Origin of the sequence: uncultured Caldilinea sp. (assembly GCF_937128415.1) — a bacterium.
GTDB lineage: Bacteria > Chloroflexota > Anaerolineae > Caldilineales > Caldilineaceae > Caldilinea.
The window spans coordinates 67,621-92,421 of record NZ_CAKZMJ010000067.1 but is presented as its reverse complement, the minus strand read 5'-3'; the positions used below and the strand labels follow the sequence as shown (position 1 = coordinate 92,421).

Annotated in this window: 15 protein-coding genes; 7 read left to right on the top strand and 8 right to left on the bottom strand. The window is 60.8% G+C overall.

Translation table 11 applies throughout. From position 1 onward, the window contains the following. Positions 1 to 3: 3 nt before the first annotated feature. The 6 genes from Q0367_RS11965 to Q0367_RS11940 all read right to left on the bottom strand — a co-directional run bounded on the left by Q0367_RS11965 (position 4) and on the right by Q0367_RS11940 (position 10,243). Positions 4 to 1,014, bottom strand: a complete 1,011-nt coding sequence (locus tag Q0367_RS11965; protein ID WP_297640712.1) for an ABC transporter permease — start codon at positions 1,012 to 1,014, stop codon at positions 4 to 6. A gap of 171 nt (positions 1,015 to 1,185) precedes the next feature. Then, entirely contained in the window at positions 1,186 to 3,048 is a 1,863-nt protein-coding gene (locus Q0367_RS11960) for an ABC transporter substrate-binding protein (RefSeq protein ID WP_298982478.1), read from the bottom strand. A 365-nt stretch (positions 3,049 to 3,413) separates the two neighbouring features. Then, the gene (locus tag Q0367_RS11955) at positions 3,414 to 4,826 is read right to left on the bottom strand and encodes a class II fructose-bisphosphate aldolase (protein ID WP_298982476.1); all 1,413 of its coding nucleotides are present in this window, start codon (positions 4,824 to 4,826) and stop codon (positions 3,414 to 3,416) included. A gap of 328 nt (positions 4,827 to 5,154) precedes the next feature. Continuing rightward, positions 5,155 to 6,315, bottom strand: a complete 1,161-nt coding sequence (locus Q0367_RS11950; protein WP_298982474.1) for a 6-phosphofructokinase — start codon at positions 6,313 to 6,315, stop codon at positions 5,155 to 5,157. Between the two features lie 251 nt (positions 6,316 to 6,566). Beyond that, the gene (locus tag Q0367_RS11945; protein ID WP_298982471.1) at positions 6,567 to 7,871 is read right to left on the bottom strand and encodes a Glu/Leu/Phe/Val dehydrogenase; all 1,305 of its coding nucleotides are present in this window, start codon (positions 7,869 to 7,871) and stop codon (positions 6,567 to 6,569) included. A gap of 134 nt (positions 7,872 to 8,005) precedes the next feature. Next, on the bottom strand, positions 8,006 to 10,243 hold the full coding sequence (locus tag Q0367_RS11940; protein WP_298982469.1) for a 6-phosphofructokinase: 2,238 nt from the start codon (positions 10,241 to 10,243) through the stop codon (positions 8,006 to 8,008). A gap of 644 nt (positions 10,244 to 10,887) precedes the next feature. On the opposite strand from Q0367_RS11940, the gene Q0367_RS11935 reads away from it, so the two are divergent. From Q0367_RS11935 to Q0367_RS11925, 3 genes are read left to right on the top strand one after another with little or no spacing between them, the layout of a single operon-like run. Further along, positions 10,888 to 11,844 (top strand): MBL fold metallo-hydrolase, encoded by a 957-nt coding sequence (locus Q0367_RS11935; RefSeq protein WP_297640723.1) that lies wholly within the window; start codon positions 10,888 to 10,890, stop codon positions 11,842 to 11,844. A 5-nt stretch (positions 11,845 to 11,849) separates the two neighbouring features. Continuing rightward, positions 11,850 to 12,875: a tetratricopeptide repeat protein gene (locus Q0367_RS11930; RefSeq protein ID WP_297640725.1), complete on the top strand. Its 1,026-nt coding sequence runs from the start codon at positions 11,850 to 11,852 to the stop codon at positions 12,873 to 12,875. An 8-nt stretch (positions 12,876 to 12,883) separates the two neighbouring features. Further along, positions 12,884 to 15,787, top strand: coding sequence for an interleukin-like EMT inducer domain-containing protein (locus Q0367_RS11925; RefSeq protein WP_298982466.1), 2,904 nt, complete (start codon positions 12,884 to 12,886; stop codon positions 15,785 to 15,787). Between the two features lie 11 nt (positions 15,788 to 15,798). On the opposite strand, the gene Q0367_RS21105 is transcribed toward Q0367_RS11925, so the two are convergent. After that, on the bottom strand, positions 15,799 to 16,110 hold the full coding sequence (locus tag Q0367_RS21105) for a LysM peptidoglycan-binding domain-containing protein (protein ID WP_363325864.1): 312 nt from the start codon (positions 16,108 to 16,110) through the stop codon (positions 15,799 to 15,801). Between the two features lie 872 nt (positions 16,111 to 16,982). Between Q0367_RS21105 and Q0367_RS11920 the strand changes: the two genes are divergently transcribed. The 4 genes from Q0367_RS11920 to Q0367_RS11905 all read left to right on the top strand — a co-directional run bounded on the left by Q0367_RS11920 (position 16,983) and on the right by Q0367_RS11905 (position 22,564). Further along, on the top strand, positions 16,983 to 18,626 hold the full coding sequence (locus Q0367_RS11920; protein WP_298982464.1) for a two-component regulator propeller domain-containing protein: 1,644 nt from the start codon (positions 16,983 to 16,985) through the stop codon (positions 18,624 to 18,626). Then, a complete protein-coding gene (locus Q0367_RS11915; protein WP_298982462.1) occupies positions 18,614 to 20,134 on the top strand; it encodes an AAA family ATPase in 1,521 nt (506 codons plus the stop codon). Before Q0367_RS11920 ends, Q0367_RS11915 begins: the two co-directional genes overlap by 13 nt. 6 nt (positions 20,135 to 20,140) lie before the next feature. Beyond that, positions 20,141 to 21,445: an AAA family ATPase gene (locus tag Q0367_RS11910; protein ID WP_298982460.1), complete on the top strand. Its 1,305-nt coding sequence runs from the start codon at positions 20,141 to 20,143 to the stop codon at positions 21,443 to 21,445. A gap of 177 nt (positions 21,446 to 21,622) precedes the next feature. Beyond that, positions 21,623 to 22,564, top strand: coding sequence for a glycosyltransferase (locus tag Q0367_RS11905; protein WP_298982458.1), 942 nt, complete (start codon positions 21,623 to 21,625; stop codon positions 22,562 to 22,564). A 57-nt stretch (positions 22,565 to 22,621) separates the two neighbouring features. Here Q0367_RS11905 and Q0367_RS11900 read toward each other — a convergent pair whose 3' ends face one another. After that, the gene (locus Q0367_RS11900; RefSeq protein WP_298982456.1) at positions 22,622 to 24,730 is read right to left on the bottom strand and encodes a glycosyltransferase family 39 protein; all 2,109 of its coding nucleotides are present in this window, start codon (positions 24,728 to 24,730) and stop codon (positions 22,622 to 22,624) included. Positions 24,731 to 24,801: the final 71 nt, after the last annotated feature.

The window sequence follows — 24,801 nt, the reverse complement described above, 5'->3', positions numbered from 1 at the left end:
GGTCTATCCTCGTTCATAGGTGATGCGCGGGTCGATCAGCGGGTAAAGCAGATCGAGAATCAGCACGAGCGTCGCCGTCGTGAAGACGAGCATAAAGACAATCCCTTGAATCAGCGTATAGTCTGAAGTCACGATGCCCTGATAGAGCAGATAGCCGACGCCTGGATAGGCGAAGATGTATTCGACCAGCACGGCGCCGCCGACGATGCCGCCCAGGCTGAGCGCCAGCGCCGTCACCTGCGGCAAAATCGAGTTGCGCACGCCGTACATCCAGAAGATGCGGCTCGGTTTCAGTCCTTTGGCCTGGGCCAAAATCATGTAATCTTCGCCGGCGGTCGTGATCATCATGCCGCGCATGCCCAGCGCCCAGAAGCCCATCGACGAAATCACGATTGCGGTGGCGGGCAGGATGGCGTGCTGGACGACGCTGGCGATAAAAGGCCAGTTGAAGCCGGCGATCAAGCCGCGGCCAAATGCGCCTGAAGCGGGCAGCCAGCGCAGCCAGAAGGCGAAGACGTAGATCAACAAGATGCCGAGCATGAAAAACGGAATCGAGGTGAAGGTGAGCGACACCGGCAGCAAGTTGCGGATCCAGCCCGGCGTGCGCTCCCAGGCCATCAACGCGCCGATCGTGTTGCCGACGATGAACGAGATTAACGTCGCCACCAGTAGAAGCCCGATCGTCCAGGGCAGCGCCTGCATCACCATCTCTTCGACGCGGCTGGGAAAGTTGGCGAGCGAATAGCCGAGATCGAAGCGCAGCGAGTTTCCAACATAGCGCAGATACTGGATATGCCAGGGATCGTCGAGACCGAAGCGCGCACGCCAGGCCTCGATAATTTGCGCGGCGTTTTCGATATACCCTGACTGGGCAGTCATGCGCCCGATCATGGCGGCGACGGGGTCGCCCGGCGCCAGACGAGGCACAACGAAGATGATGGTGGTTCCCAACCAGACGGTGAGAAACCACATGCCCACTCTTTTTAGAATGTAGTTCCAGGTCAGTCCACCCATGGCGATTCTTTTTGGGAACGATTTTGGGAGCGATGCCTCGACAATTTGAAATTCCCTGATTTACTGCTCTTTCTGGTTGTAGGGTTCTAAATGTTTGCCGCCCTCTTCCAGGAAGCAAAGCGCTTCCTGGAAGAGGGACGCCTGGAAGGCGACGATGCCATCCTTTTGCGCCTATTGCGCGCCGGTCGCCGTCAGGTTCTGCAGAATCACATGGAAGTGCTGCCACCAGGTCGGCGGGTGGATGTAGTCATTCTCCGCCGTCGGCCAGCCGGTCCAGTAAGTCGTGTCGAAGGGGATGATCTTCTTGGCCTGGGTGACCGGAATCACGGGCAGCTCGTCGAACCAGAGATCCATGGCCTGGATGAAGAGCTCCTCCACCCGCGGATCGCCGAGCGGCAGGCTGCCGATCTCGTCCACCAGTTTGCCGAACTCCTCGGCGGCGGGGCCGCTCCAGCGCCAGACGTCGTAGTCGGCGCGCTCGCCGATCGGGCGCAGCCACTTGGCGTTGAACTGCTCCATCGACGCCCACGGTTCGTTGACGGAGCCGCAGGTCTGCCAGCCGACGCGCGCCTCGAAGTTGCCGTTGCGCCAGTTCTCATCCCAGGTGCTGCCGGCCTCGTTGCGCGTGGAGGCGTTGATGCCGACCGCCTGCAGCTGCTCGACGATCACCTGTGCAATGCGCTGTTTCTCGATGAAGGCCTCGTGCGTGGTGATGTCCAGCGTCAGCTCTTTGCCGTCCTTCTCATAGTAGCCGCGGGCGTTCTTCACATAGCCCTTGGACTCAAGGATCTCGGCGGTCTTGGCCGGGTCATGGGTCCACAGCTGGTCGAGATCCCAGGCGCCCGCTGCGATGGCGGCGTCGACGAGGGCGTCCAGCGGCGGATAAGCCGGGAAGAAGTGGCGGCTCTTCAGCGTGGTGTTCTCATAGGCGATCTCGACGATCTGGTCGCGGTCGATGGCGTAGTTGATCGCCCAGCGCATCTCGGGGTCGTTCCACGGCTCGATGGCGTTGTTGAATTCAAGCGTGCGCGAGCAGGGGTCGGGCACCCAGGCGAAAGGCGGCTCGTTGAACCAGGTGATGACGTTCGGGTTCTGCGCCTGCAGCGCCTGCAGCGCGCCGAGCGTAATGTCCATCAGGCTGTCGAGCTGGCGGTTCGCCATCAGCGCAGCGCGCGTCTCGGGCGGGCCGGCCCAGGTCCAAATGATCGTCTCCGGCTCCGGCAGGCGATAGAGGCCGGTCTTGGCGCCCCACCAGTCGTCGTGGCGCTTCCAGACCACTTCGGTGGCGCTCGTGCTGACCAGTTTATAGGGGCCGGTGCACATGGGCAGGCCGGCTGCCAGGTCAAAGTTCTTGAAGGTCAGCGGATCGACGTTCTCCCAGATGTGCTTGGGCATGATGTTGACGCTGCCCCAAATCTTGACCGAGAAGTAGTCGAGCTGGAAGCGCGGATTGGGGTTGTTCAGCGTGAAGAGCACGGTGCGGTCGTCGATTTTCTCGACGCTTTTCACCCACGTCTTCATCGCCGCAGAGTCGCCTAGCTGAGGCGCATTGTCGATGAGCGTCTGAATCGTAAAGACCACGTCGTCGGCGGTGAAGGGCGTTCCATCCTGCCAGGTGACGCCTTCGCGCAGCGTGAGCGTCCACTCGTCGAGCGTTTCATTGGCCACAAAGCTCTCCCCCAGCCAGGGCAGGAACTCGCCGGTCTGGTAGTTGAGGATGAAGAGCGGCTCCAGACAGACCTGATGGAAGCCCTGGTCGCGGCGACCGCCGGGCACGTAGGGGTTCCAGACGCCCTCCGGGTCTTGCAGGCGACCGCCGTCAATGTCCATGATCAGCGTCTTAGAGCGTTCGGACGCCACAGGAGGCGCAGGCTCCTCCGCCGGCGGCTGGGTCGGCGTCGGTTCTGCAGGAGCGGCGGGTTGCGCCGGTTCGGCCGGAGCTGGCGCGGGAGCAGGCGCCGGACAAGCTGTGAGCACCAGGACGGCGATCATCAGCGCGCTCAGGAGTGTAAAGATCTGCTTTCCTTTGTTCATGGCAAGGTAACCTCCTTAAGGTAAAAAGGCATGGAAAAAAGGGGAAGCCAAATTTTCAGAGAATGCTCGAGCCCGGGATGGCATCACCTCCTTCGATCTGCGACTTTCACATTAATGATAAATCAGTAAAGTTAAAGGATGATGAGAAAAGACGATGCGGCCACACCGATGCAACGACGTTGCAACTTGAATCGCAGTCCTTTGATCGGTGCCGATAAAACTATAATGCAAAGATTTCGTTTGTGCAAATTCGTTTTTTGAAGGACTTTTAATGTTGTGGAATGATAAAGCCTGTTAAGAAAATGTTCATCTTGAACATTTTCTTAACAGGCCTCTTTTGACGAAGCGTCTGGCGTGCGTCTATTTTAGTCCGCCAAACCTAGGTCGTCGCCGGCGGCGCGAGCGCTGGCGGGCTTGGGTTGGTGATATTCCACCACGGTGACGAAGCGGTCAATCAGCTCGCGCGTGTCGACGACGTTGAGCTTGCGATAGAAGAACGCGAATTTGTCTTCCAGCGCCTGATAGATCGCTTCCTTGGCCTCCGCGGGCAGCGCCCACAGCTCTGGCTTGAACGGCCCCATGGCCTTTTTGCGCGTCTTATAGTAGAACTGCGCGTCGGTCATGTTGGGCTTGCGCTCATCCGCCGAAGCGACGTCCAGGAACTTGTGAATTTTCTCGGTGAGGCGGGCGGGGAAGGCCGGATGATCCAGGAAAAGATTCATGAAACCGGTGGCCAGGTGGATTTCGAGCGTCTGCACCTCCGGGAACTTGTTGAAGTAGTCCTCCGGCAGCGTGGAGGCGCCATGTTGCACGGCGCCGCCGGCGCCGTGATAGCGCGCCCGCTCACCCAAGACGGCCAATGTTTCAAAGTCGACCGCTACCTTGGCGATCGTGCCGTCGGGCAGGACGATGCCGCCATGGCTGGTGCCGGTCTGCACGCTGACCTTGCTGAGGCCGACGTAGTCGCCCAGCTGCGCCAGCGTCCGCTTGTATCCTTCCATGTAGGCGTCGAGCTCTTCCGGCGTGGAGTTTTTCTCGCCCACTTCGCCGATCTCGCCGCCCAGGCTGATCGTGACGCCCTTCGGCTCCAGATCGCGGATAAACTTGGTCAGCTCCGCCGAACGCGTGTAGTTGTGCTTCTGTTGTTCGTCGAGCGTCGGCGGCTCCAGCGTGACGAGCGTGCTGGTGTCGATGTCGATGTTCCAGAAGCCGGCCGGGATCGCCTCTCGGATCAGGTCTTTGACCTCCTGGAGAGCGCCCTCGGGGTCGCTTTTATACTTGGACGCCTTGACCTGGAAGTGGTCCCCCTGGATGAAGAGCGGATGGAAGTAGCCTTCCTTGATGGCGGCGGCGATCACCATGGCGCTGTATTCCGCCGGCGGCAGCTCGCAGTAGCTCATCTCGCTGCGCGCGATCTCGAAGATGATGGCGCCGGCATTGGTCTGCTTGGCAGCGCGCAACGCCGCTCGCATCGTGTCGTAGGCGGTGAAGCGGATGTTCATGGCCGGCACGGTGCGGTCGCACCAGGCATTGCGAGCGCGCGCCATGTAGAATTCGTGGATGCTGGCCGGCCGCGCGCCCAGCGCCTGACCGATTTCCCAGATCATCCAGCGTGCGTAGGCTTTGACCGGCTCCGTCCCAAAGGTCGCCGAGCGCGCCAACAGGTCGATCCCGCGCGCTTGCAACTTGTCGAGATCGACGACTTCTACGCGGTCGCCTTTGACAATCGCCGCATCTTTCAAGTCTTGTCTGAGTTCATATACGCTTTCGTAAATCATTTTGCGTTTCCTTTCCTAAAAAATCAGGACCCACCATCTCTTCACAGACGTCTGCGGACGCCTATTCCAGGCGCAAGCGCGGGCCTCGCAGCGCTTTTTTGCGTCCACCTTCCAGGAAGCTTATAGAAATTAACAAACCATTCCGATCACTGCGAAGTGCAGCTCGCCGCTGCCGTATCCTCATGTTTTATCCAAAATCTTGCGGCCCGCCAGGCGTGCGCCGTTGGGAGCTGCACTTGCAATGATCCTCAGAGTATTTGCTAAATAATCATTAAGCCCCTGGAAGGTGGATTTCACGCGAAAATCTCAGCCAACCGCGCGCTTTGAATTAATACAGGAACATCGGCTTACCGAGCACGTGGCGCACCTTGGGGCGGTACTCGTTGACGTCGTAGAGCTCGCCCACGTCCACGCGCTTGACGCCGCTGGTGACGGTGCTCATGGGGATGTGCGTGTAGGTACCGTCGCGCAGCGCCACCATGCGACCGCTGACGCCGCTGGTGATGAGCGACACGGCCAGGTTCGCGTAGTTGACGGCCACCATCAGGTCGAGCGCGTCCGGCGCGCCGGAGCGCATCAGGTAGGAGAGCTGCTGATAGATGATGTCTTCACCCGTCAGCTTTTTGAGCGCCTCGCCCGTGAGCATGCCGATGCCGCCCAACTTGCGATGGCCGTAGGCGTCTGCCTCGCCATATTCGATCACCTGACCGCCGATGAAGTGGGCGCCTTCGCTGATCGTCACCATGGCGTAGTTGCTCGGGTTCGCCCGCTTGTCGCGCATGACCAGCTCCGCCAGCTTTTCGACGTCGAAAGGCACCTCGGAGATGATGGCGCGATCCACGCTGGCGAGGTAGGAGCTGATCAGGCTGGTCTCGCCGCTGTTGCGTCCAAAGAGCTCGATGACGGCGATGCGCTCATGCGAGCCGGCGCTGGTGCGGAGCTGATGGATGAACTGCACGCTGCGCGTGACCGCCGTGCCAAAGCCGATGCAATAGTCGGTGCCGTAGACATCGTTGTCCATCGTCTTGGGGATGGCGATCACCGGGAAACCTTCGCTGTGCAGCCGTTCGCCGAAACTGAGCGTGTCGTCGCCGCCGATCGGGATGAGGCGGTCAATGCCCAGAAACTCCAGGTTCTTCAACACGTGCGGCGTAAAATCGAGCCGCGCCTTTTCGTCCGTCTCGGGCTTATTCGGATCGCGCAGAAAAGCCGGCACGTCCTTGGGCTTGACATTGGCCGGGTTGGTGCGGCTGGTGTGCAGGAAGGTGCCGCCGGTGCGATCGATCGTGCGGACTTTATTTTTATCGAGTTTTACGAAACATTTGTCGTAAGTCTCCGGGTCATCCGGATTTAGATAAAGAAGACCCGCCCAGCCGCGGCGGATGCCGATGACCTCATGACCTTCGTCGACCGCACGTTCCACAACAGCTTTAATGCAGGGATTCAGCCCGGGAACGTCGCCTCCACCTGTTAAAACACCAATTTTCATGTTCTGCTCTCCTCTTTTCGAATCAAAACATTTTCTATGTGTGGTTAAGTAAAACAGGGACGTCTATCCCCGTTGATATTTCGATCCGAAGGCTGTTGCTTCCCTGCAACACTTCATCCTGGAGCGATCGAAAGGCGTCCCATCGAAATGGTTTGCGTGAAGCTCAATAAATTAGTATACCACCGATCCGGCTAAGACGCCATCCTTCGAGAAAAGATTTTCTCCTACAGAGATGGCGACCCTTCTCGCATTCACGCCCAGCCGCGCACCTTCATCGCCTCGTACACGCGCTTGACCGCCACGATGTGTGCGCCGAGCCGATTGTGCACGCCGTACTCGGTTGCCGTCTGATGCATAGTGGCGAAGGCGTTGGTGATGCGTTCGTCGAGCAGACGATGGATGGTCGCTTCGTCCCAGTAGAAGTTGGAGGCGTTTTGAACCTGCTCGAAGTAGCTGACGGTGACGCCGCCGGCGTTGCATAAAATGTCCGGCAGAACAAAGACGCCGCGACGATGGAGAATCTCATCCGCCTCGGGCGTCGTCGGGCCGTTGGCCAGCTCGGCGACAATTTGTGCGCGGATGCATTCGGCGTTGCGCTCCGTGATGACGTTTTCTAGCGCCGAGGGGAAGAGCACCGTGACGTTCAGCTCGAGCAAATCTTCGTTGCTGATCGTCTGCGCGCCTGGATAACCGACGACCGAGCCGGTGCGCTGTTTGTGCTCCTGCACCTTGCGATAGTCGAGACCTTCCGGCGCATAGACGCCGCCTCGGCTGTCGCTCACCGCAACGACCCGCATGCCCAGCAGCTCGACCGCCAGCTGATGCGCGTAGCTGCCGGCGTTGCCGTAGCCCTGAATGGCCGCCGTTTTGTCTTTCAGGTCGATCTTGAGCAGGTTGGCGGCCTCGCGCACTGCGTAAATGCCCCCACGCGCGGTGGCGTCGTTGCGGCCGATGCTGCCGCCCACGCACAGCGGCTTGCCGGTGATGACGCCAGGCTGCCGACGCGAGAAGATCGACTCGTATTCGTCCATCATCCAGGCCATCACCTGCGGCGTCGTGTAGACGTCCGGCGCCGGCACGTCGATATCCGGCCCGATCGCCTGCGACATCGCCCGGATGTAAGCGCGGCTCAGGCGCTCCAGCTCCGATTTGGAAAGATGCTTGGGATCGCAGATCACGCCGCCTTTGGCCCCGCCTAACGGCAGATCCATCACCGCCGTCTTCAGCGTCATCCACGCCGCCAGCGCCCGCACCGTGTCGACCGTCTCCTGCGGGTGAAAGCGGATGCCCCCTTTCCCCGGTCCGCGGGCGTCGTTCCATTGCACGCGATAGGCCGGAAAAACCTCCACCGAGCCGTTGTCCATCTGCACCGAGAGCATGGCGTGAAACTCGCGCAGCGGTTGGCGCAGCGACTTGCGCGCCGTCGTCGGCAGATTCAACGCCTCGCACGCGCGCTCGATCTGCCGTTGCGCAATATGAAGAGGGTTTTCATCGTGCTGATGTCCGTTGGAGGAGACGGCGCCGAAACCGGTTGATGTGGGATTGTTTACACTCATGACCTTTTAGCCTTCTTCGTGATGATTTTGAAATCGATAAACAACGTTCCAATTTTATAAAATAGAGCGGCGTAGAAAAATTTTTGGCCCGACGATTTTGTGTTTGATTTTTTGTGCTCATCTCCTCATTGCGTTCACTCCCCATTGCGCCGTTGATAGTATTGCGGTCCAGGTTGGGCGAGCATCCGCGCAATCGGGCGCAGCGTCATCCACCACTGCTCCTTGGGTCTCTCGAGCTTCATATCATACTGCCGAATGACATCTTCCAGCGGTGTGATGTGGTATTGACTGCCTTGTACGCCGACGCAGGCGACGGTGTTGCGCCCGGCCAGCGCCTCTTCCTCCAGGAAGTTGATGCAGCGATAGGCGTAGCGCGTGGCCAGGATGCGGTCAAACGGAGAAGGGTCGCCGCCCTGTTGAAGATGCCCTAGCACGGAAGTGCGCACTTCGTACAGATCGCCGCCCTCCGCCTCGAACAGGTTGGCCATAAACTGCGTCGTATAGAGTGGATGCGCCCGTTCGTTGCGGATCATCACGCCGAGTCGCTTGCCGTGTTCAAAGCCCGTGTTCAGCAACATCACATCTTCGTAGAGATCTTTGAGCGTGACGCCTTCCTCATGCAAATAGGCGCGTTCGGCGCCGGTGGCCACCATGCTCAGCAGCGCCAGATAACCGCAATATTTGCCCATGACCTCCACCACGAAGCAGCGTCGCGAGGCCACCGCCGACTGCTTGATCTTGTTGACGGCGTCCACGATGTTGTTGAGCGCCGTGTCGGCGCCGACGCTGAGCTCGCTGCCGGGCAGGTTGTTGTTGATGGATGCCGGCAGGCAAATGATGGGGATCTCGAAGGCCGGAAAATTCTCGCGTTCATGCATCAGGCGCAGCGCCGAAAGATAGCCGGCCCACCCCCCGATGATGAGCAAGCCATCGATCTGTCGCTCTTCGATCGTGCGCGCAATGGCGTAAAAATCTTTGCCGCTGGGGACATGCCGATTGGTGCCGAGCTCGGAGCCGCCCATCGACGCCCAACCGTCCACGTCCATCCATTTGAAGGGCCGCATATCGTCGTTGATCAGGCCGAGGAAGCTGTTGTTGACGCCCAGCAGATAGTGGCCGCGGTCGAGACCCAGCCGCACCGCCGCGCGCACGGCTGTGTTCATGCCCGGCGCAGGCGCGCTGGCGGTGAGCACGGCCAGCGTGAGCCGTCGCTGACCCACCTTCGGCTCATGCGGCAGCGCGCGCACCAGCGTGCGCAGAATCTGGAAGGATTCCTGGAAGCCGCGGCCGCGCAGCTCCATCGCCTTGGCGAAGTTGCATTCCTTGATGGCGGCGTTGACGGCGCGCGTCTTTTCCACACACTCCATCAAGGGCAGTCGCGTCACGCGGTTGCCCTTGACGCCGATCAGCTGCGGCGTGGACTCGGCGGTGGCGTTCAGCAGCTCGTCGACGGCGGCCACGCCCACCAGCGTGCTCATCGTGCGGTCATAGGCGCTCGGCGCCCCCCCGCGCTGCACATGCCCCAGGATGGTGGTGCGCACATCTTCGTGGAGGTGGTGCTCTAACACCTGGCGCACGTAGTCCGCCGTAATTTTGGCGCCGTTGCGGTCGATGGCGCCTTCGGCCACGATGACGATGCTATCGCGTCGCCCGGCCGCGCGTCCCGCCTTCAACACCTGACACATTTTCTCTTCCCAGTTTTCGACGTCGGGCGGGCTTTCGGGGATCAGAACCCAGTCGGCGCCGGTCGCCAGCGCGCTCATCAGCGCCAGATAGCCGGAGTTGCGTCCCATCACCTCGACCACGAAGGTGCGTTGATGGCTGGCCGCCGTGCTGCTGATGGCGTCCACGGCGTAGGTGATGCGATGCAGCGCGCTGTCGGCGCCGATCGTGATGTCTGTGCCCCACATGTCGTTGTCGATGGAGCCGACCAGCCCCACGATCGCCAGATAGGGATAGGCCTCGTACTCGTCGCGGCTGATCTGTCCGGCGTCGAGCAGCTCCTGGCGAATCGCCGGCCATTCGGAGCGCAGCACATCGGCGCCGGTCAGGCTGCCGTCGCCGCCGATGACCACCAGGCCGTCGATGCCGCGTCGGATCAGGTTGGCGGCCGCGCGCACGCGGCCTTCCCGCGTGCGAAATTCCGCGCAGCGCGCCGTGCCGATGATCGTTCCGCCGAGCTGCAAGATGCCGCCCACGCTGTTCCAGCTCATCGGGCGGATCAGCTCCCCGCCCTCCACTAACCCACGATAGCCTTCGTAGATGGCGTACACCTCCAGGCCGCGATCCAGCCCGGCGCGCACGACTGCGCGCAATGCTGCGTTCATTCCCTGCGCGTCTCCGCCGCTGGTCATCACGCCAATTCGCTTCATAAACCTTCACCGTTTCTGTGTAGCTGGAGTTGTCATCCGAAAATAGGGGCGAGGACAAGATGCGAAGAGTGAAATCTCGTTCCCTATTTTCAGCATTTGCTGTGACCAAGGGGTCGCATCATCCAGAGTTTCTGAATGACCCACAATCTCCGAGTATACCACAGCGCCCCGTGCAAAGGTCGTGTCGCACTTACACTAAACGACGGGACATTTGCACCCACGGCGCACGCATCTAGGCTTCTGAAGAAATCTAACTTCTACAGAACTCTAACCCACGCAAGTTATCGCAAGATTAACTTCATAACTCATGTTACACAGAGGATGTTTGCTTTTGTCCCCTGCTCCTTGCTTTCACCACCGGCCTTGCAGCTAGGCGCTTAAAGATCACCACAAAGACGCAAAGCCTCGAAGAAACCAAGAAACATGCAGACTTGGCGTTTTTTCTTCCGGAGTATCCCTTTGTATCTTGGTGTCTTGGTGGTTAACCTTATCGGGTCTTACTTGACATAAATTCAAATGTTTTGACGAAACTCATTTCTTCGGCTATACTTTGCCAATCAGGAATGAAGACAGGCCGAAACGGAAGAGCGATTCCGGGCGGCTGACGCAGTATTAGACCAGCAAAGGTGCGAGGAAACATTGCTATGGCGCGCAGACGAAGTGCAGTTCGCATCGGCGTGACGGGGCTGGGGCAGCGCGAGGAGCTGGCGCCCGGCGTCTTCATCAACACCCACTATCGGGGATGCACGCCGGGGTTCATCTACACGGAGGAGGGGATCATTCTGGTCGACGCCCCTTTGATTCCGGCGCAGGCGATCGATTGGCGCAACCAGATTCATGAACAATACCCGGGCATGCCGTTTCTTTACCTGATCAACACCGATCATCACCGCGGCCACGCCCTGGGCAATCAATATTTCATGCCGGTTAAGGTGATGGCGCACGAGCGCGCTTATAAGGAGATGTCCGGCTACACCGAAAATTTCAAGGAGCGCGTGCGCAACAGCTTCAAACGCGAGCCGGAAATTCAGGCGCAGCTCAACAACATCATCATCATCCCGCCGCACATCACCTTCACCCAACGCGCCACCTTGCTCTACGGCGGCCGGCGCATCGAGCTGATCTTCGTCGGCGGCCATACGCCGGCCACCAGCATCGTGTGGCTGCCGGAGGAAAAAGTTTGTTTCGTCGGCGACATCGTCTGGGTGGATCAGCACCCCTACATGGCGCAGGGCAACACCCTGGAATGGCTGCGCGCCCTGGAGCTGATCCGCAACCTCGGCGCCGACTATCTCGTGCCGGGCCATGGGCCGGTCGTAGGGCCGGAAGCCACCTACCGCGTCGGCGAGTACATCGAGTTCATGCGCAGCCGCGTGCGCGATTATTACCGCGCCGGCAAGACCAAGAACGAAACGAAGACCGGCCTGGTGGCGGAGATGCTGGAGTGGTTCCCGGTGCCGCCGGAGCGCAAAGCGAAGATCGAGAGTCAAATCAAATCCGGTCTCAATCGCGTCTATCGCGAAATTCAGCGCGAAGAGGAGGAGGCCAGCGGCAAAACGCCCGCGACGCTTGAGGATGAAGTGGAAGAGTACGACGACTAAAAACCATGGCGCACACGGTTGAAACTCGCATCACCACTCCCTACGCTGAATTGCGTGGACTGCTTGACCGCGCCGAGCGGGAGCTGCCTTCGCTCGACGCTTCTTCGCTGGTCGATTATCTGCTGCGGCTCGACCGCATCGCCGCGCTGTTGGCGCAACTTCAGGAGGAGGAAGCGCAACAGGCGCCGGCCAGCGGTCTGACCTTGCAGCCGGAGCTGGTGCGTTGGGCGGATTTGCAACAGCAGCTCGAGCGGCGCAGCGCTCGCATCGTCAAAATAGCAGCGCTCCTCGGCGGTTTTCCGGCGCTGCGCGCCCAGCATCCGCCGGCGCAAGGCGCATGGTGGCGGCTGGATGAATACGTGGCTGCGCGTCGCCGCCAGCAGACTCGGCGTCTGCTGCAGACGTTGGCGGTCGTCGCCGTCCTGCTGCTTGTCGCCGCATGGGCCTATCGCACCTGGTTTGCGCCTTCGCCGGAGACGCTGGCGCTCGTCGATGCGATCAGCACCATCGAGCGCCACGTCGAAGCGCGGGAATGGGAGGCGGCCTTGGCCGCCGCCGAAGAAGGGCTGCGGACGATGCCCGACAGCCCCGAACTGCTGACGTGGGCCGCCGTCGTCGCCGAGCGGCTGGGCGATGAGGCGCGCGCGGCGCAATACCGTGCGCGTTCGCTTGCTCAGTTCGCCGGCCGCGAGATTCAGTTTCACCTTCTGCTAGGCAACGACCGCTTCCGCGCCGGCGATCTGGACGGCGCAGAAGCGGCCGCCAATGCCGCGTTGGCCTTGAACCCAGACGAGCCGCAGGCGTTCTTCTTGCTCGGCAACATCGCCGAAGCGCGCGGGGATTTCTTCGCCGCCCTGGAGGCGTTCGACCGCGCCGCCACGCTGGCGGAGGCGAGCGACCCCCAGCTCACTGTGATCAGCAAAATGCGCTACGGTTTCTTGTTGCAACAAATCCAGGCGAACCCTGGGCTTGACGCCTCGCCGACGCCTTCGGAAGATTCGTCCGAATCCACACCGCCCGCCAGCCCCTGAGCGCGCCGATGCATCTTCACCGTTCCCTGCGCCCTGGCCTGCGCTGGCTTGGCGTCCTCGGCTTCTACACCCTTCTGGCGCTGCTGTTGACCTGGCCGCTGGCTGCGCATTTCACCACGCACACCGCCGGCGACGGCATCGACGATCCTGCGCTGGCCTGGAACCTCTGGTGGGTCAAGGAGCGGATGGTGGTGCAGGCCAACCCAGACATTTTTCATGTAGACTGGATGTTCCACCCCATCCAGATCAACCTTGCCTTCTATACGTTGACCCCCCTCAACGGCCTGCTCAGCGTTCCTTGGCAGCTTGGCGTTTCCTTGGTCGTTGCGAACAACCTTCTGCTGCTTGCATCCTTTGTCTTGAGCGCCTTCGGAGCGTTTTTGCTTGTGCTCGATCAGAGGAAGCAGTTGTTTGCATCAGCTGCATCCGCTTCTATCGGGTGCGCTTCTATCGGGTGGATGGCGGCGCTGTTGGCCGGGGTCATCTACGCTTTCGCCTCCGCCAAGCTGTTTTACGCCAGCCTGGGCCAATTTAACATCGCCAGCAGCCAGTGGATCCCCTTCGCCGCGCTCTATCTCCTGCGCATGGCTCGACCCGAGGAAGTCGGGAACTCCGAGGCGCTGCGCAAACGCATGCGGGCGGCCGCTTTGGCGGCGCTCTTTTTCACCTTTCAGCTTTGGGCGGAGCTGACCTACGCCTCGTTCTTGCTCATTTTTATAGCATTGCTTTTCATCTGGCAGGTCCTGGTGGCGCGCCCGCGCGCTCGCTGCGCCTGGCTCCATTGGCTAGGGCCCTATGCCTTGTTCGGCGTTCTCTCCCTGGTCGGCATGGCCCCGCTGCTGTGGGCGATGATCCCCGATCTCCTGCGCGAGGGCGACTTCTTCGCAAGCGGCGGCGGCTTCGCCGACGTCTTCAGCGCCGACCTGGCCGGCTACCTGCACCCCACCCGGCTCCATCCGCTGTGGGGAGCTTTCGCCGCAACTTTGCCTTTCCCTAACGATAAAGGCCAGCATATTTTCCTGGGCTACACGGCCATGGCGCTCTCGGCGTTGGGACTTTGGACGCTGGCGCGCCGTCGCGCCACGCGGATGTCGGCCTGGCTGTGGGGCGTAGCCTGGCTGCTCTTCTTTGCGCTGACGCTGGGGCCGACGCTGCGCTGGAGCGGGCATGACACCGGCCTGCCCGGCCCATTCAGCGTGGTCAGCCACCTCCCGTTTTTCAGCGGCAACCGCTATCCTAGCCGCTACAGCGTGATGTTGTTGACGGCGACGGCGGTTTTGAGCGCCGCCGGCTTTGCGTGGCTGCTGAACAAATTGAGCGCAAACAGAGCACAGCCTGGAGAGTCTCGCCCTCAGGCTGCAGGCGTGCATGGCCTCCCCATCGTTCGTTCCAACGCTTTGCTCCTCTTCCTCACATTTGTGGTCATCGGAGCCTTTCTCCTGGAGCATCTGTCGACGCCGTTGCCTTTGAACGATCTGCGCACGCCGCCCATCCACCGGCGCCTGGCCCAGGAGCCGGGCGACTTCGCCATCCTGGAGCTGCCGACCGGCTGGCGCAACGGCGCGCGCGTGCTGGGGCGCTCTGACATTCTCATCATGATGCAGCAATGGTGGCAGACCGAGCACGGCAAGCGTCGGCTCGGCGGCAACACCAGTCGCAATCCGCTCTACAAATTCCAATATTTCACCGAAGCGCCCTTGCTCGGCGAGCTGATCGCCCTGATGAACGCCGACCGTCCTCACATCGGCGCTGCGCTCGACCCACAACTGGACGCTCTCATCGCCGACTACCGGCCCCGCGCCGCACAGATTCTGCGCGATCTCGGCGTGCGATACGTAGTGGTGCATGAAGACAAGGCGACGCCTCAGTTGCTGCGCTTTATTCAGGAAACGTTGCCCCTTGTGGAAGTGGATCGCTGGCATGGCGAGGATGGCTCCAGCGTCTCCACGCGCATCGTGCGCTACGCGCTTGCGGGGGATGAAGCGTCGGGAATTCGCACATTTGCACTGGCCGACGAAGACGCCGCGCTCCACCTGGGCGAAGGCTGGGCTGCGCTGCCGACGGAGGATGGTTTTCGCTACGCCACGCGACGCAATCCTGCACTGCTCTTCGATCTGCCGACGGCCTGCTCCGAGCTGCGCATCGAGTGGCGAGGGCCGGCCCGCGTCGCCGCCATGCAGGTGAACGGCCGCGAGGTGGCGATGCGTCCACTTGCCGAAGGGGCGGTAGGCGCAATCATTCCGGCCGGCCTCGCCGATCAGCCGATGGACCGCATCGAGCTGCGCATCGAAGGCGATCCGATTCCGGCGAGTCGAGCGATTCGCCAACCGGCGTCTGGCGTATGGCGCGTCGGCGAGACCGACGCTGCGCTTCCCGCCGAGCGCTGGATCGTCGTGCGCAGCGCAGGCGAGGAGGTTGGCGACTTTGCCCAGATTTTCGTGGATGGCCGCAATGTCGCCCGCGATGAACGCGGCTACAACCTTGTTGCGCTGGACGCGCAAGGAACTGTGCTCGACAGCGCCGTCTTCGATACATCTGGCGACGAACGAGCCGCCGCCGAACTGGTCGCCTGGATCGACCGTTGGCCGACCGGTGCGGTGATTTTGGGAGCCGTCAACGACGAAGCCAGCCTCAAGCTAAGCGGAGAAGCGGTGGAGGCGTTGCGCAGCCTGGGGGTGGCGATGGACCTGCGCAACCATTTCCGGTGGAGCCACGCTTTCATCGGCGTTAAGGGCGCTGCGCCTGGCGCCGCTCTGGAAGCAGTGTCCCTGATCCGCCCGGCGACGGTGGCGCTCGGCGCTCCGATCGACGCCCCGGAGGTGTACGTGGGGCTGCGATCGCTCACCATTGCGCCTTGCAGCGGCCAGGACTCTGCGCCTATGGGATGGACGCTGCACTCATCCATCCCATAAAGCTGTCGTCTTCACCTGCCCCGCGCTGGCCAGTAGATCGGCACCAGGATGGACTGGCCTACGTACACCGTATAGGCGGACAACCGGTTGCATAAAGCGATCCGGTATGCGGTTGTGCCGTACAAAGCGGCGATGGAGTACAGCGTCTGCCCCGGTTTGACGATGTGGTATACGCCATAGCATCCACCCTCTGCTGTGAAGCGCACAGATGCGGGGCCGGTCGCTCCTGCTTCAACGCGGCCCAACCCTGAGGGCTGCAGGAGAAGACCGAAAACCAAAGCCAACGACAACACCGAATGACATAATCTCTTCGATAATTGCATCCAGAACGAGCACGACGAACGACTGCACGTAGGAGAGCGGGCTTGCACGAAGCGAGGCAACGTTTTCATGAGTGACCTCCTGAGATCAGTACCTTACAAAGCTTCATTGATTGCATCAAAGACGCAAGGCGCCCAGGAATGATGAGAAGCTTCGTGTGCAGACCGAAGCTTCTCACCGTTTCAACATCAAATTATAAAGGCGCAAAAGCGTCAGAGGTCACATGTGAATGCGGGAGGTTGAATACAACATTTGTTGCAAATATATGACGCAAAACATAAGAACTTCAAGTTCGGCCTGAGCATTTTGCCGTGACTTTCCTACGGAAGGCTCGGAGAAATGATTGAAATTTTTCCATTTTGGCCCTCTGGGACATTTAGTTGGCGCAAAGGGCATTGACAATAATTAGAGCTGTTGCTAGAATATGTCAATATAAGAAACTTTGTTTGTAGGTTTTCGCATGATTATTCGACAGGAGTTGTTAAAGCTGGCTGAACGCCACGACGGAATCCAGGATTCCGAATAACGGCGCTTGACAATCCAAACACACGCGGTCTGTTGGTTCGTCCCGCGACGCATACTCTGTGCGGAGAGTTTGGCGTTGGTTTTCGGGTGAGTCAGCAGCTGAGGTATGCAACGCTCATCGCTGCTTCATCGCTGTCATCGTGCTTATTGTTTTCCCATCGCGCTGTTTAGACGAACTCGCTGCGCTCTGCCCGTTTGTGCTCTGCTGCTGGTTGTCTCTTTTCTCGTTTTCCCCTCCTCTGTCACAGCGCAATCTGTCTCCGACCGTCAGTGGGTGGTCTTTCGCCCGTCCGACGGCTTGAGCTCGAGCAACACCTTCGCCCTCGCGCTTCATGAGGGGACGATCTGGGTGGGCGCCTCGAACGGCGTCAATCGCTATAACGGCGTTTGGCAGTCATTCACCAGCGTAGCGCCTGCCCAGAACACCGGCCTTGACCCTAAGCCTTTGGGCCGTGTGACGGCGCTGGCGGTCGATGACGCAACCGGAGCGCTGTGGGCGGGCACAGAAACCGGCCTGCTGGCGCGCTGGCAGGAGGGCGTCGGCTGGGTGATGATGCGGATGCTGAGAACGCCCATTCATGCCATCGCCGCCAGCAATGACGCTTTGTGGATCGGCGCCGACTCCGGACTGTTTCATCTGTACAATGGATTGGTGCAGCACATCCCTGAGCTGGGCGATGCGCCGGTGCGCGCCGTCGCTGCGCGCGACGGCGTCGTCTGGGTGGCAGGGCAGGATGCGCTTTGGCGTTTCTCCACAGACTTGACGCTGCGCGAGCGCCATCAGCCCAGAGATGACGCCGGCGCCATCCTCAGCGGCCCCTACACGGCGATCTGGCTCGAGTCCGCCGACAACGTCTGGTTTGCCACTTCCTCCGTCATCGGCGAATATTTCGCCGCCAACGCAGAAACCGTCAGCTATCCTTCCCCCTTTGGCGACGACTCGGGCGAAATTACGGCGATTCGGGGCGTGCCCTTTGAAAGCGTCTGGATTGCGTCAAGCGGCGGCGGCGCAGCGCAATATCGGCTGTCAGGGCGAACGATCGTCAGCATGCGCAGCTGGGGAGGCCAGGCGCAGGGCGGCTTGACCGCCAACAACGTGCGCGATATTGCCATTGATCAGGATGGCTCTGTCTGGTTTGCGACGGCGGTGGGTGTTTTCCGGTATCAGCCCTGGTCTTTTCAAGACATCGACGAGCGTTTCGAGGCGTTGCCGGTCTATGACGTCCTGCTGGATCAGAGCGGGCGCATGTGGGTGGCGACGGATGGCGAAGGCGTTCAGATGCGTCCGGCGCGCTACGCGCAACCGGTGCAATACCTTCCCGATGGCAGCGGCGCGCCGGGAAACATCGTGTACGCACTGGAGGAAGACGACTACGGGCGAATCTGGGCGGCTACGAACCGCGGGGTGACTTATTTCGAGGCGCAAGGATGGAGACAGCCTTCTGCGCTGCGCAATTTAACCTTCTCGCCCGGGAGCGATCTGAAGGCCGACTCGCTGGGGCTGTGGATTGTGGCGGCAAACGGTTTATGGCGCTACCGCTTCGTCGATCAGGAGTTGTCGATGGAAAGCCCGACGTCTCAAAGCCCGATTGTCAAGATCGAACTGGATTCGACTGACCGACTGTGGGCGGCGAGCGCAACGGGCGAAATCTGGCGGCGCCAGCTCGATGGACAGTGGCAGCTGATCGAAACGGCAGGCGACAACCTGCCGGGCGAAGCGGTCGTCACTGCGCTCCGGACGGAGGCGCACCCTCCAGGGGCGATGCTCGCCGCTTTTAAGGGCCGGGGCCTGTATCGTCACCTGGATACGGGGTGGGAAAGCATCAAGCACGGCTGGAAGTTCGGCGATGAGCGCATTTTGACCCTGTTGTCGGACCCTTCCACCGGCTCCATCTGGGTTGGAGGAGAGGGGGGCTTTCTCGTCTGGACGCCGACGGCGTTGTGCGCTTCGATTCTCATGATGGAATTCAACCCGGCGCTGTGCGAACCATAGTGCGCAGCGACGATGGCGCCTACTGGTTTGGCGGCGATCGAGGTCTTTTCTATTACATGCCCGAACATGGCAAACCCTGGATGACCTTGAATCAGGTGCGCGGCGCTGACTTCGAGCCGCGCGAGGGACGCTGGCGCGCATTGGCCGAAACGCCGTTGGAAGTTCTCTTCACCTATGGCGACCTTCAGACGCATCCGGTCAAGCTGCAGGTGTTTACGCGCATCGTAAGTGAAACCGCAGCGACGGATTGGCAGCCTTTGCCGCCAAACGCAAGGAGTCATCCGGTTCTCTTTGCTGCGCCGGGTCATTACACGCTGGAGTATAAGGTGCGCGATCAGGCGCTCAACTATTCGCCCGTGTATACGATGTCTGTTGCGATTGCTCCTGCGCCAAGCTACGTTAAGCTTCCGCTGCTCGGCAGCGTCGAGGTCCGGATCCTCCAGCTGCTGATTTTGTTCGGCGCCATGGCGCTCGTCGGCTTTGGGTATGTGAGCGTCGAAATCTTTCAGCATCGCCGCCGCGTCAACGAGGCGATTGCGCGCGGCTATAACCCGTATATCAGCGGCGAGCCGATTCGCCGCACAGAGATGTTTTTTGGACGACACGAACTCCTGCAGCGCATTGTCTCGACGCTGCACAACAATAGCATCATGATTCACGGCGAGCGACGCATCGGCAAGACGACGCTGCTCTATCAGCTTGCCAACGCATTGCGTTCGCTTGACGATCCGGACTACTGGTTCGTGGCGCTTTATATGGACCTGGAAGGCACAACCGAAGCGACCTTCTTTCATTTCTTGATGGAAGAAATCGCGCATGCAGTCGAGAAACTCGACGATCTCGATCCCGCCCATCGGACAAAACTGAACGCTTTGACCTATCACACACTGCCCGCCGAGGAGTACGACGATCGAGATTTCAGCCGCGACCTGCGTCAAGTGATTGAGATCTTGGAAGCGCATGGCGCCCTTCATCACCCCGGAAAGCGGCTACGGCTGATTCTGTTGATGGATGAAATGGACACTCTCAATCATTTCAATCACTTGACGCAGCAGCAGTTGCGCCGCATCTTCATGCGCGAATTCGCCGCATCCCTGGGCGCTGTAGTCGCCGGCATCGAAATCAGCAAGGAATGGGAGCGCATCGAGAGTCCCTGGTTCAACCTGTTCAACGAGATCGCCATGCAGCCGTTCACACGGCAAGAGTCGATTCAGCTGTTGGTGGAACCGGTGCGCGGCTATTACATCTATGAGCCGGATGCGCTTGATTTCATTCTCGAGCAATGTGAAGGGCGACCTTTCCGCCTGCAACAATATGGCCTGGAGGCGGTTAACGAGATGTTGCGTCATAAGAGGCGCCGCATCACAAAGGAGGATGCCTTGGCGGCCCATGCGATCATCCAGTTAAACGGCCAACCCGGCGTCGAATCGCCCGGAATCGGCGCTGCTGCATTGGCAGCAACGATATCCGCAGGCGAGGTTCAATCGCAAGCACCAGGAGGTGATTGACCATCCATGCGCATTCCTTACGTCGTTGGAAGATGGGTCTGCGGCCCAAATCACTATGGGCGCCATCGACTGATCGCATATCTGCTGCATACGCCGGATACGGCGCTGTGGGCGGTCGGCGCGCGACGCATCGGAAAGACTTCCTTGCTGCGCCAGATTGAGCAGCTGACCGAAGACGGCAGTGGGGAGTTTATTCCCCTTTTCTGGGACATGCAGGGATGCGAGACCAGCGGCGACCTCTTAAGCGAACTCTACCTTTCGATTGAAGACGCCGGCGATCGTTTCGCTGCAGCCGGCGTTCAAGTCGCAGAGCTGGAAGGGCTGGACGCATTGCTCATTTTGCGTCGGCTGACCCGCATGTTGGCGGCGAGGGGCAAACGGTTGTTGCTGTTGATCGACGAAGCCGAGGCCTTGATCGCGATTGCGCAAAAGGAGGCGGCGTGGCTTGCGCGCCTTCGCCGCACGCTGCAAGACCCTTCGTTGAAGACGATCCTGGCTTCGACAAAGCTGCTGGTGCAGCTCAATGAGTTGACCGCAGATTGGCCGACCAGCCCCTTCCTCTTCGGTTTCAATATGGTCAATCTCTGGAGCCTCGATCCGGATTCCGCCGTCGAATTGATCGAACAGCGGCAGAGCGCCGTCCAGGTCCACGTCGATCCCGCCGTGCGCGATGAGATCCTGCTCCACACCAATCGTCATCCTTACTTGATCCAGTATCTTTGCCAGCGGCTTTATGAGGAAGACCGCAACGGCCAGGGCTACCTGCGCCCACCCACCGACGAGGACCTGAATCCCGATCACCTGCTGGCCGGCTTCTTCTTGATCGATTTTCAGCAGCTGACCTTGCTGGAGCGGCGCATCCTGTTGGCCGTGGGGGAGCGCGCGTTGACGAGCGAGGCCGATCTGCTGGCTCAGCTCGCCGATGAATCTCCGCAGCGTATTCGCACCTTTCTCTGGGGGCTGGAAAAGCTTGGCCATGTCCGGCGGCTCTTCAATCAACTCTCCATCGGCAATGAATATCTACGACGCTGGCTGCATGACGAGCGCGAGCGCCTCGCGCATATGAACGAGACGTTGTTGGCGGACGAAAGCATCGAGCCGTTGCTGCAGATCGGCTACAGGCGCGAGCCTCTTTATTATCAGGTGGAAATCGAGCGTATTCAGCGGGAACATGCATCGCTGCAGCAGGCGCTGGCCGGCAGCAGCAACGGAGAGCGTGCAGAGTTGCTGGCGGAGCTGAATCGAATCAACCGTCAGCTGTACAACGCTCGCCGCGATTATGAGCTGGCGCTTTTGCGCCAACAGCCGTAGCCCCTTTGGCTCTCCTCTTGCATCTGAAGTACAATCAGCACAAGTTTTTCGCTGCAACAGCGCCGATGCAGTGTCGACTGCATCGAAGCCAGAGAAGGGTCTTTGTGGGCGTGAACCATGTCAGGTCTTCAGGAAGTTTTGCCTCTTGAATCTTCAGAGGCCCAGGCGTCGGAAAAGGTGCGACCCTACTTGTCGATCGTCGTGCCGGCGAGAAATGAAGAGGCGACGATCGCTGCGGTCGTCGAACGTTCTTTCCAGGCGTTTGCGCAGATGGGATGCAGCGGCGAAGTGCTGGTCGTCAACGACGGCAGCACCGACCGCACCGGCGAGGTGTTGGCGAAACTGCAAGAGCGCTTTCCCGCCTTACGCGTCTTCACCCATCGTCGCGGCCGCGGCATGACCGCCGCCCTGCAGACGATGTTCTCCGCCAGCCGCGGCGAGATCGTCATCTTGATCCCGGCGGATATGGAGTCGGACCCCCTGCTTGATATTCCGGCGTTGGTGACGAAGCTGGAGCAGGATGATCTGGATGTGGTCGCAGGTTGGCGCCAGGGCCGCCGCGACAACAAGGTCTTGGCCAGCAAAATCTATAACTTTGTGATGGATCGAGTGGCGAACGTGCATGTGCACGACGGCAACTGGATCAAAGCGATGCGGCGCGAGGTGGTGGAAAGCTTTCCGCCGTTGCGCAGCGACTGGCATCGCTTTTTGCTCATGATCGCAGTGCACAATGGCTTCCGCCTCGGCGAGGTGCCCACCGTCTACCGGCCCAGGCAGGCGGGCAGCAGCAAGTTCGGCTGGGAGCGCATCCCGAAGAGCTTCCTCGACGTGCTGGTGCTCAAGTTTTTGCTCACCTTCAGCGAGGCGCCGATGCGCTTCTTCGGCGGACTGGGGCTGATTGCCCTGACGATCAGCGCCGCGGTGTTCACCTATCTGGTTCTGCTCTACGTCTTCGCCGAGACGCAGCAGCGCCCCGTGTTCATCGCCGCCGGCGTGCTGGCCATCATCGGCGTGCTGTTGATCCTGGTGGGCTTCCTGGCGGAGCTGATCGTGGCGCAAGGCGAGCGCATCACCGAACTCGAAAAGCGACTCGCAGGCCGAAGAGAGCGCGCTGAGTAAGGATGCCCAGCAGCTTCGGCAACGCTGATCTGCGCTTCTTCAGAGGTGGCTTCATGTTCAGCGCTGGACGACGCGAACCCGGCCGCATTCCACCCTTGCGCCGACGTCGTTTCCTGCTTCGTCGCGTAGCCCAACCAGGATCGGATAGTCTCCGGGCGGCGTCACCGGATTGAGATTGACGTCCACTTCATCGCGCACGATCGAACCGACCGGCCACCGGGTGGGTGGATCTTTCCGCAGCGGCTCCCCCTCGCGATAGAGACGCTCTCCCCAAACTCCCTCCGGCCCGACCATCTGCACCGAGGGCATGTACGCCTGATCGACTGCGCCTGTGGCCTGCCACCAGAGACGGACATGCACCCAGCCGCTCGGCGGGTGCAGGCGCTCGTCTCGGGCCGCAAGCGCAGGGGTCAGCACCTCGCAGGCTGCAAGACGCAGATTGGGCGTCAGCTCGGCGTCGAGATAGGACGCCGCGGCGCTCAAGGTTGGAAGCTGTTCATAGCGGTGACGCAGGGCGTAGCCGATCACCTGGACGCCGGCGGGATATTGTTCGGTGATGATTGGAAAATGCTCGCCAAGCCAGCGCTGCACGACGCGCGCGTCGTCGACGCCGTCGAGATGGCTCTGCACCAGCCACAGCGTTTCAACGCCGAGCTCCATCAGGCCGAAGATGGGAGGCGCCACAACCGACTCAGGGTCGTCGGCGCTCAGAACGCCGGTGTAGGGGTAGAAGACGGGCAGCGTTTCCTCGTCCACCCTTTGCTGGAGATACCAGCGCAGCGCGATATTCGTATAGTCGGCATGGACGAAGACGGCGGCGGGCAGCCCCGGGCTGCGCTGTTGATAGTCGGCGATGTACTGCGCCGCCGCGCGCCAGTCCTCGCGCAGCATGCCCGGCGACCAGAGGCTCGGCAACGTCGACGCCAGCAGCATCGCGGTCGCGGCGCCGGCTCCGAACGCAGCGGGGCGCCAGCGTTCGCCGAGGACAACAACGCCGCGCGCCACAGCCCACAGGAAGAAGGGCGCCAGAAACAGAAAGTAGCGATCTTCGGCGAAGACGGTGTCGCTGACGGCGAGCAGCAGGTTGCCGATCAAGAGCGGTGTCCCGAGCCAGAGCAGCAGCCATGCCTGATCGAAATGCAAACGAGCGCGTTCGCCCGGGCGTCCACGCCGCGGCCCAGCCAGCCCGGTCAACGCCAGGAACCCAAAAAAGACGAGCGCCGCCGTGATCAGCGTTTCCGGCCATGGGGCGCGCCAGAAGGTGAAAACCTGCACCTGACGCAACATGTTGCCGGCAAAATTCATGAACATGAAGCCCGGCGCGCCTTCGCTCTCGTTGACCAGCCAGGCGTTGCGCGCCAGCGGCAGGAAGAGCAGGCCGGTGATGGCCAGGGCGAGCAGGCCCTCGAGAAGACGGCGATTTGGCGAGACGGAAGCGGCGACCACCCTTGAAGGCGCAGCGTCGATTGCTGCGCCGGAGCGCGGACGGCTCTGGGAAAGTTGAGTTCTTCGCTCTCTTGTCTTCAACTTTGGGGCAAGCCAAAGCGCCAGCAGCGTCAAGCCGGCGGCGGGCAGGGCGAATGCGCTGAAAAGGTAACTGTACAGTGCGAGCGTAAAGGCGGCGATCATGCCCAGCCACCAGCCCGTTCTCACCGAGGTTTTTGCGCTGCCCCAGGCGTGCGCCAGGCAACACGCCGCCCAGACGACGCCCATCGTCGCCGGTTGAAACATGCGCAGCTCTTGGCTGTACCAGACGAGCGCAGGGCTGAGCGCCGTCAGCGCGCCGGCGAGCAGCGCCGTGGTCCGACCGCTCACCCTGCGCACCAGCAGCAAAACGCCAAGCGCGGTCAGGACGCCCAGCAGCGCGCCGGACATGCGCAGGGCGACTTCGTTGTAGGCCAGCCCCATCGGTTGGAGCGCACTCCACCAGCCATGCAGCAGAAGATAATAGCCCGGAGGGTGTTTGTCTTTGATGAGCGGAAACGTGCTCTGCCAGATGTAGGAAGCGTCGGCGCGCGCCCATTCCAGGCTGACGGCTTCGTCGAACCAAAAGGAGTGATAGTCGAGCCGCCAGAAGCGGGCCAGGGCCGCCACCAGAAGAATCCCCAGTTCCGGCAGAGAACCGGCCGATGCCGTTCGCCATCCACGTTCTACAGACGTCGCCATAATGCGATGGAATGTTTTATTGTTCCGGAGTTCCCTCATCTCTCCGAGGTCTCCAGGATTGGATTCGTTGA

What these genes read in the sequence shown, in the direction of transcription:
- Q0367_RS11965 (WP_297640712.1), bottom strand. Translation starts at nt 1,014, where the DNA reads ATGGGTGGACTGACCTGGAACTACATTCTAAAAAGAGTGGGCATGTGG.
- Q0367_RS11960 (WP_298982478.1), bottom strand. Translation starts at nt 3,048, where the DNA reads ATGAACAAAGGAAAGCAGATCTTTACACTCCTGAGCGCGCTGATGATC.
- Q0367_RS11955 (WP_298982476.1), bottom strand. Translation starts at nt 4,826, where the DNA reads ATGATTTACGAAAGCGTATATGAACTCAGACAAGACTTGAAAGATGCG.
- Q0367_RS11950 (WP_298982474.1), bottom strand. Translation starts at nt 6,315, where the DNA reads ATGAAAATTGGTGTTTTAACAGGTGGAGGCGACGTTCCCGGGCTGAAT.
- Q0367_RS11945 (WP_298982471.1), bottom strand. Translation starts at nt 7,871, where the DNA reads ATGAGTGTAAACAATCCCACATCAACCGGTTTCGGCGCCGTCTCCTCC.
- Q0367_RS11940 (WP_298982469.1), bottom strand. Translation starts at nt 10,243, where the DNA reads ATGAAGCGAATTGGCGTGATGACCAGCGGCGGAGACGCGCAGGGAATG.
- Q0367_RS11935 (WP_297640723.1), top strand. Translation starts at nt 10,888, where the DNA reads ATGGCGCGCAGACGAAGTGCAGTTCGCATCGGCGTGACGGGGCTGGGG.
- Q0367_RS11930 (WP_297640725.1), top strand. Translation starts at nt 11,850, where the DNA reads ATGGCGCACACGGTTGAAACTCGCATCACCACTCCCTACGCTGAATTG.
- Q0367_RS11925 (WP_298982466.1), top strand. Translation starts at nt 12,884, where the DNA reads ATGCATCTTCACCGTTCCCTGCGCCCTGGCCTGCGCTGGCTTGGCGTC.
- Q0367_RS21105 (WP_363325864.1), bottom strand. Translation starts at nt 16,110, where the DNA reads ATGCAATTATCGAAGAGATTATGTCATTCGGTGTTGTCGTTGGCTTTG.
- Q0367_RS11910 (WP_298982460.1), top strand. Translation starts at nt 20,141, where the DNA reads ATGCGCATTCCTTACGTCGTTGGAAGATGGGTCTGCGGCCCAAATCAC.
- Q0367_RS11900 (WP_298982456.1), bottom strand. Translation starts at nt 24,730, where the DNA reads ATGGCGACGTCTGTAGAACGTGGATGGCGAACGGCATCGGCCGGTTCT.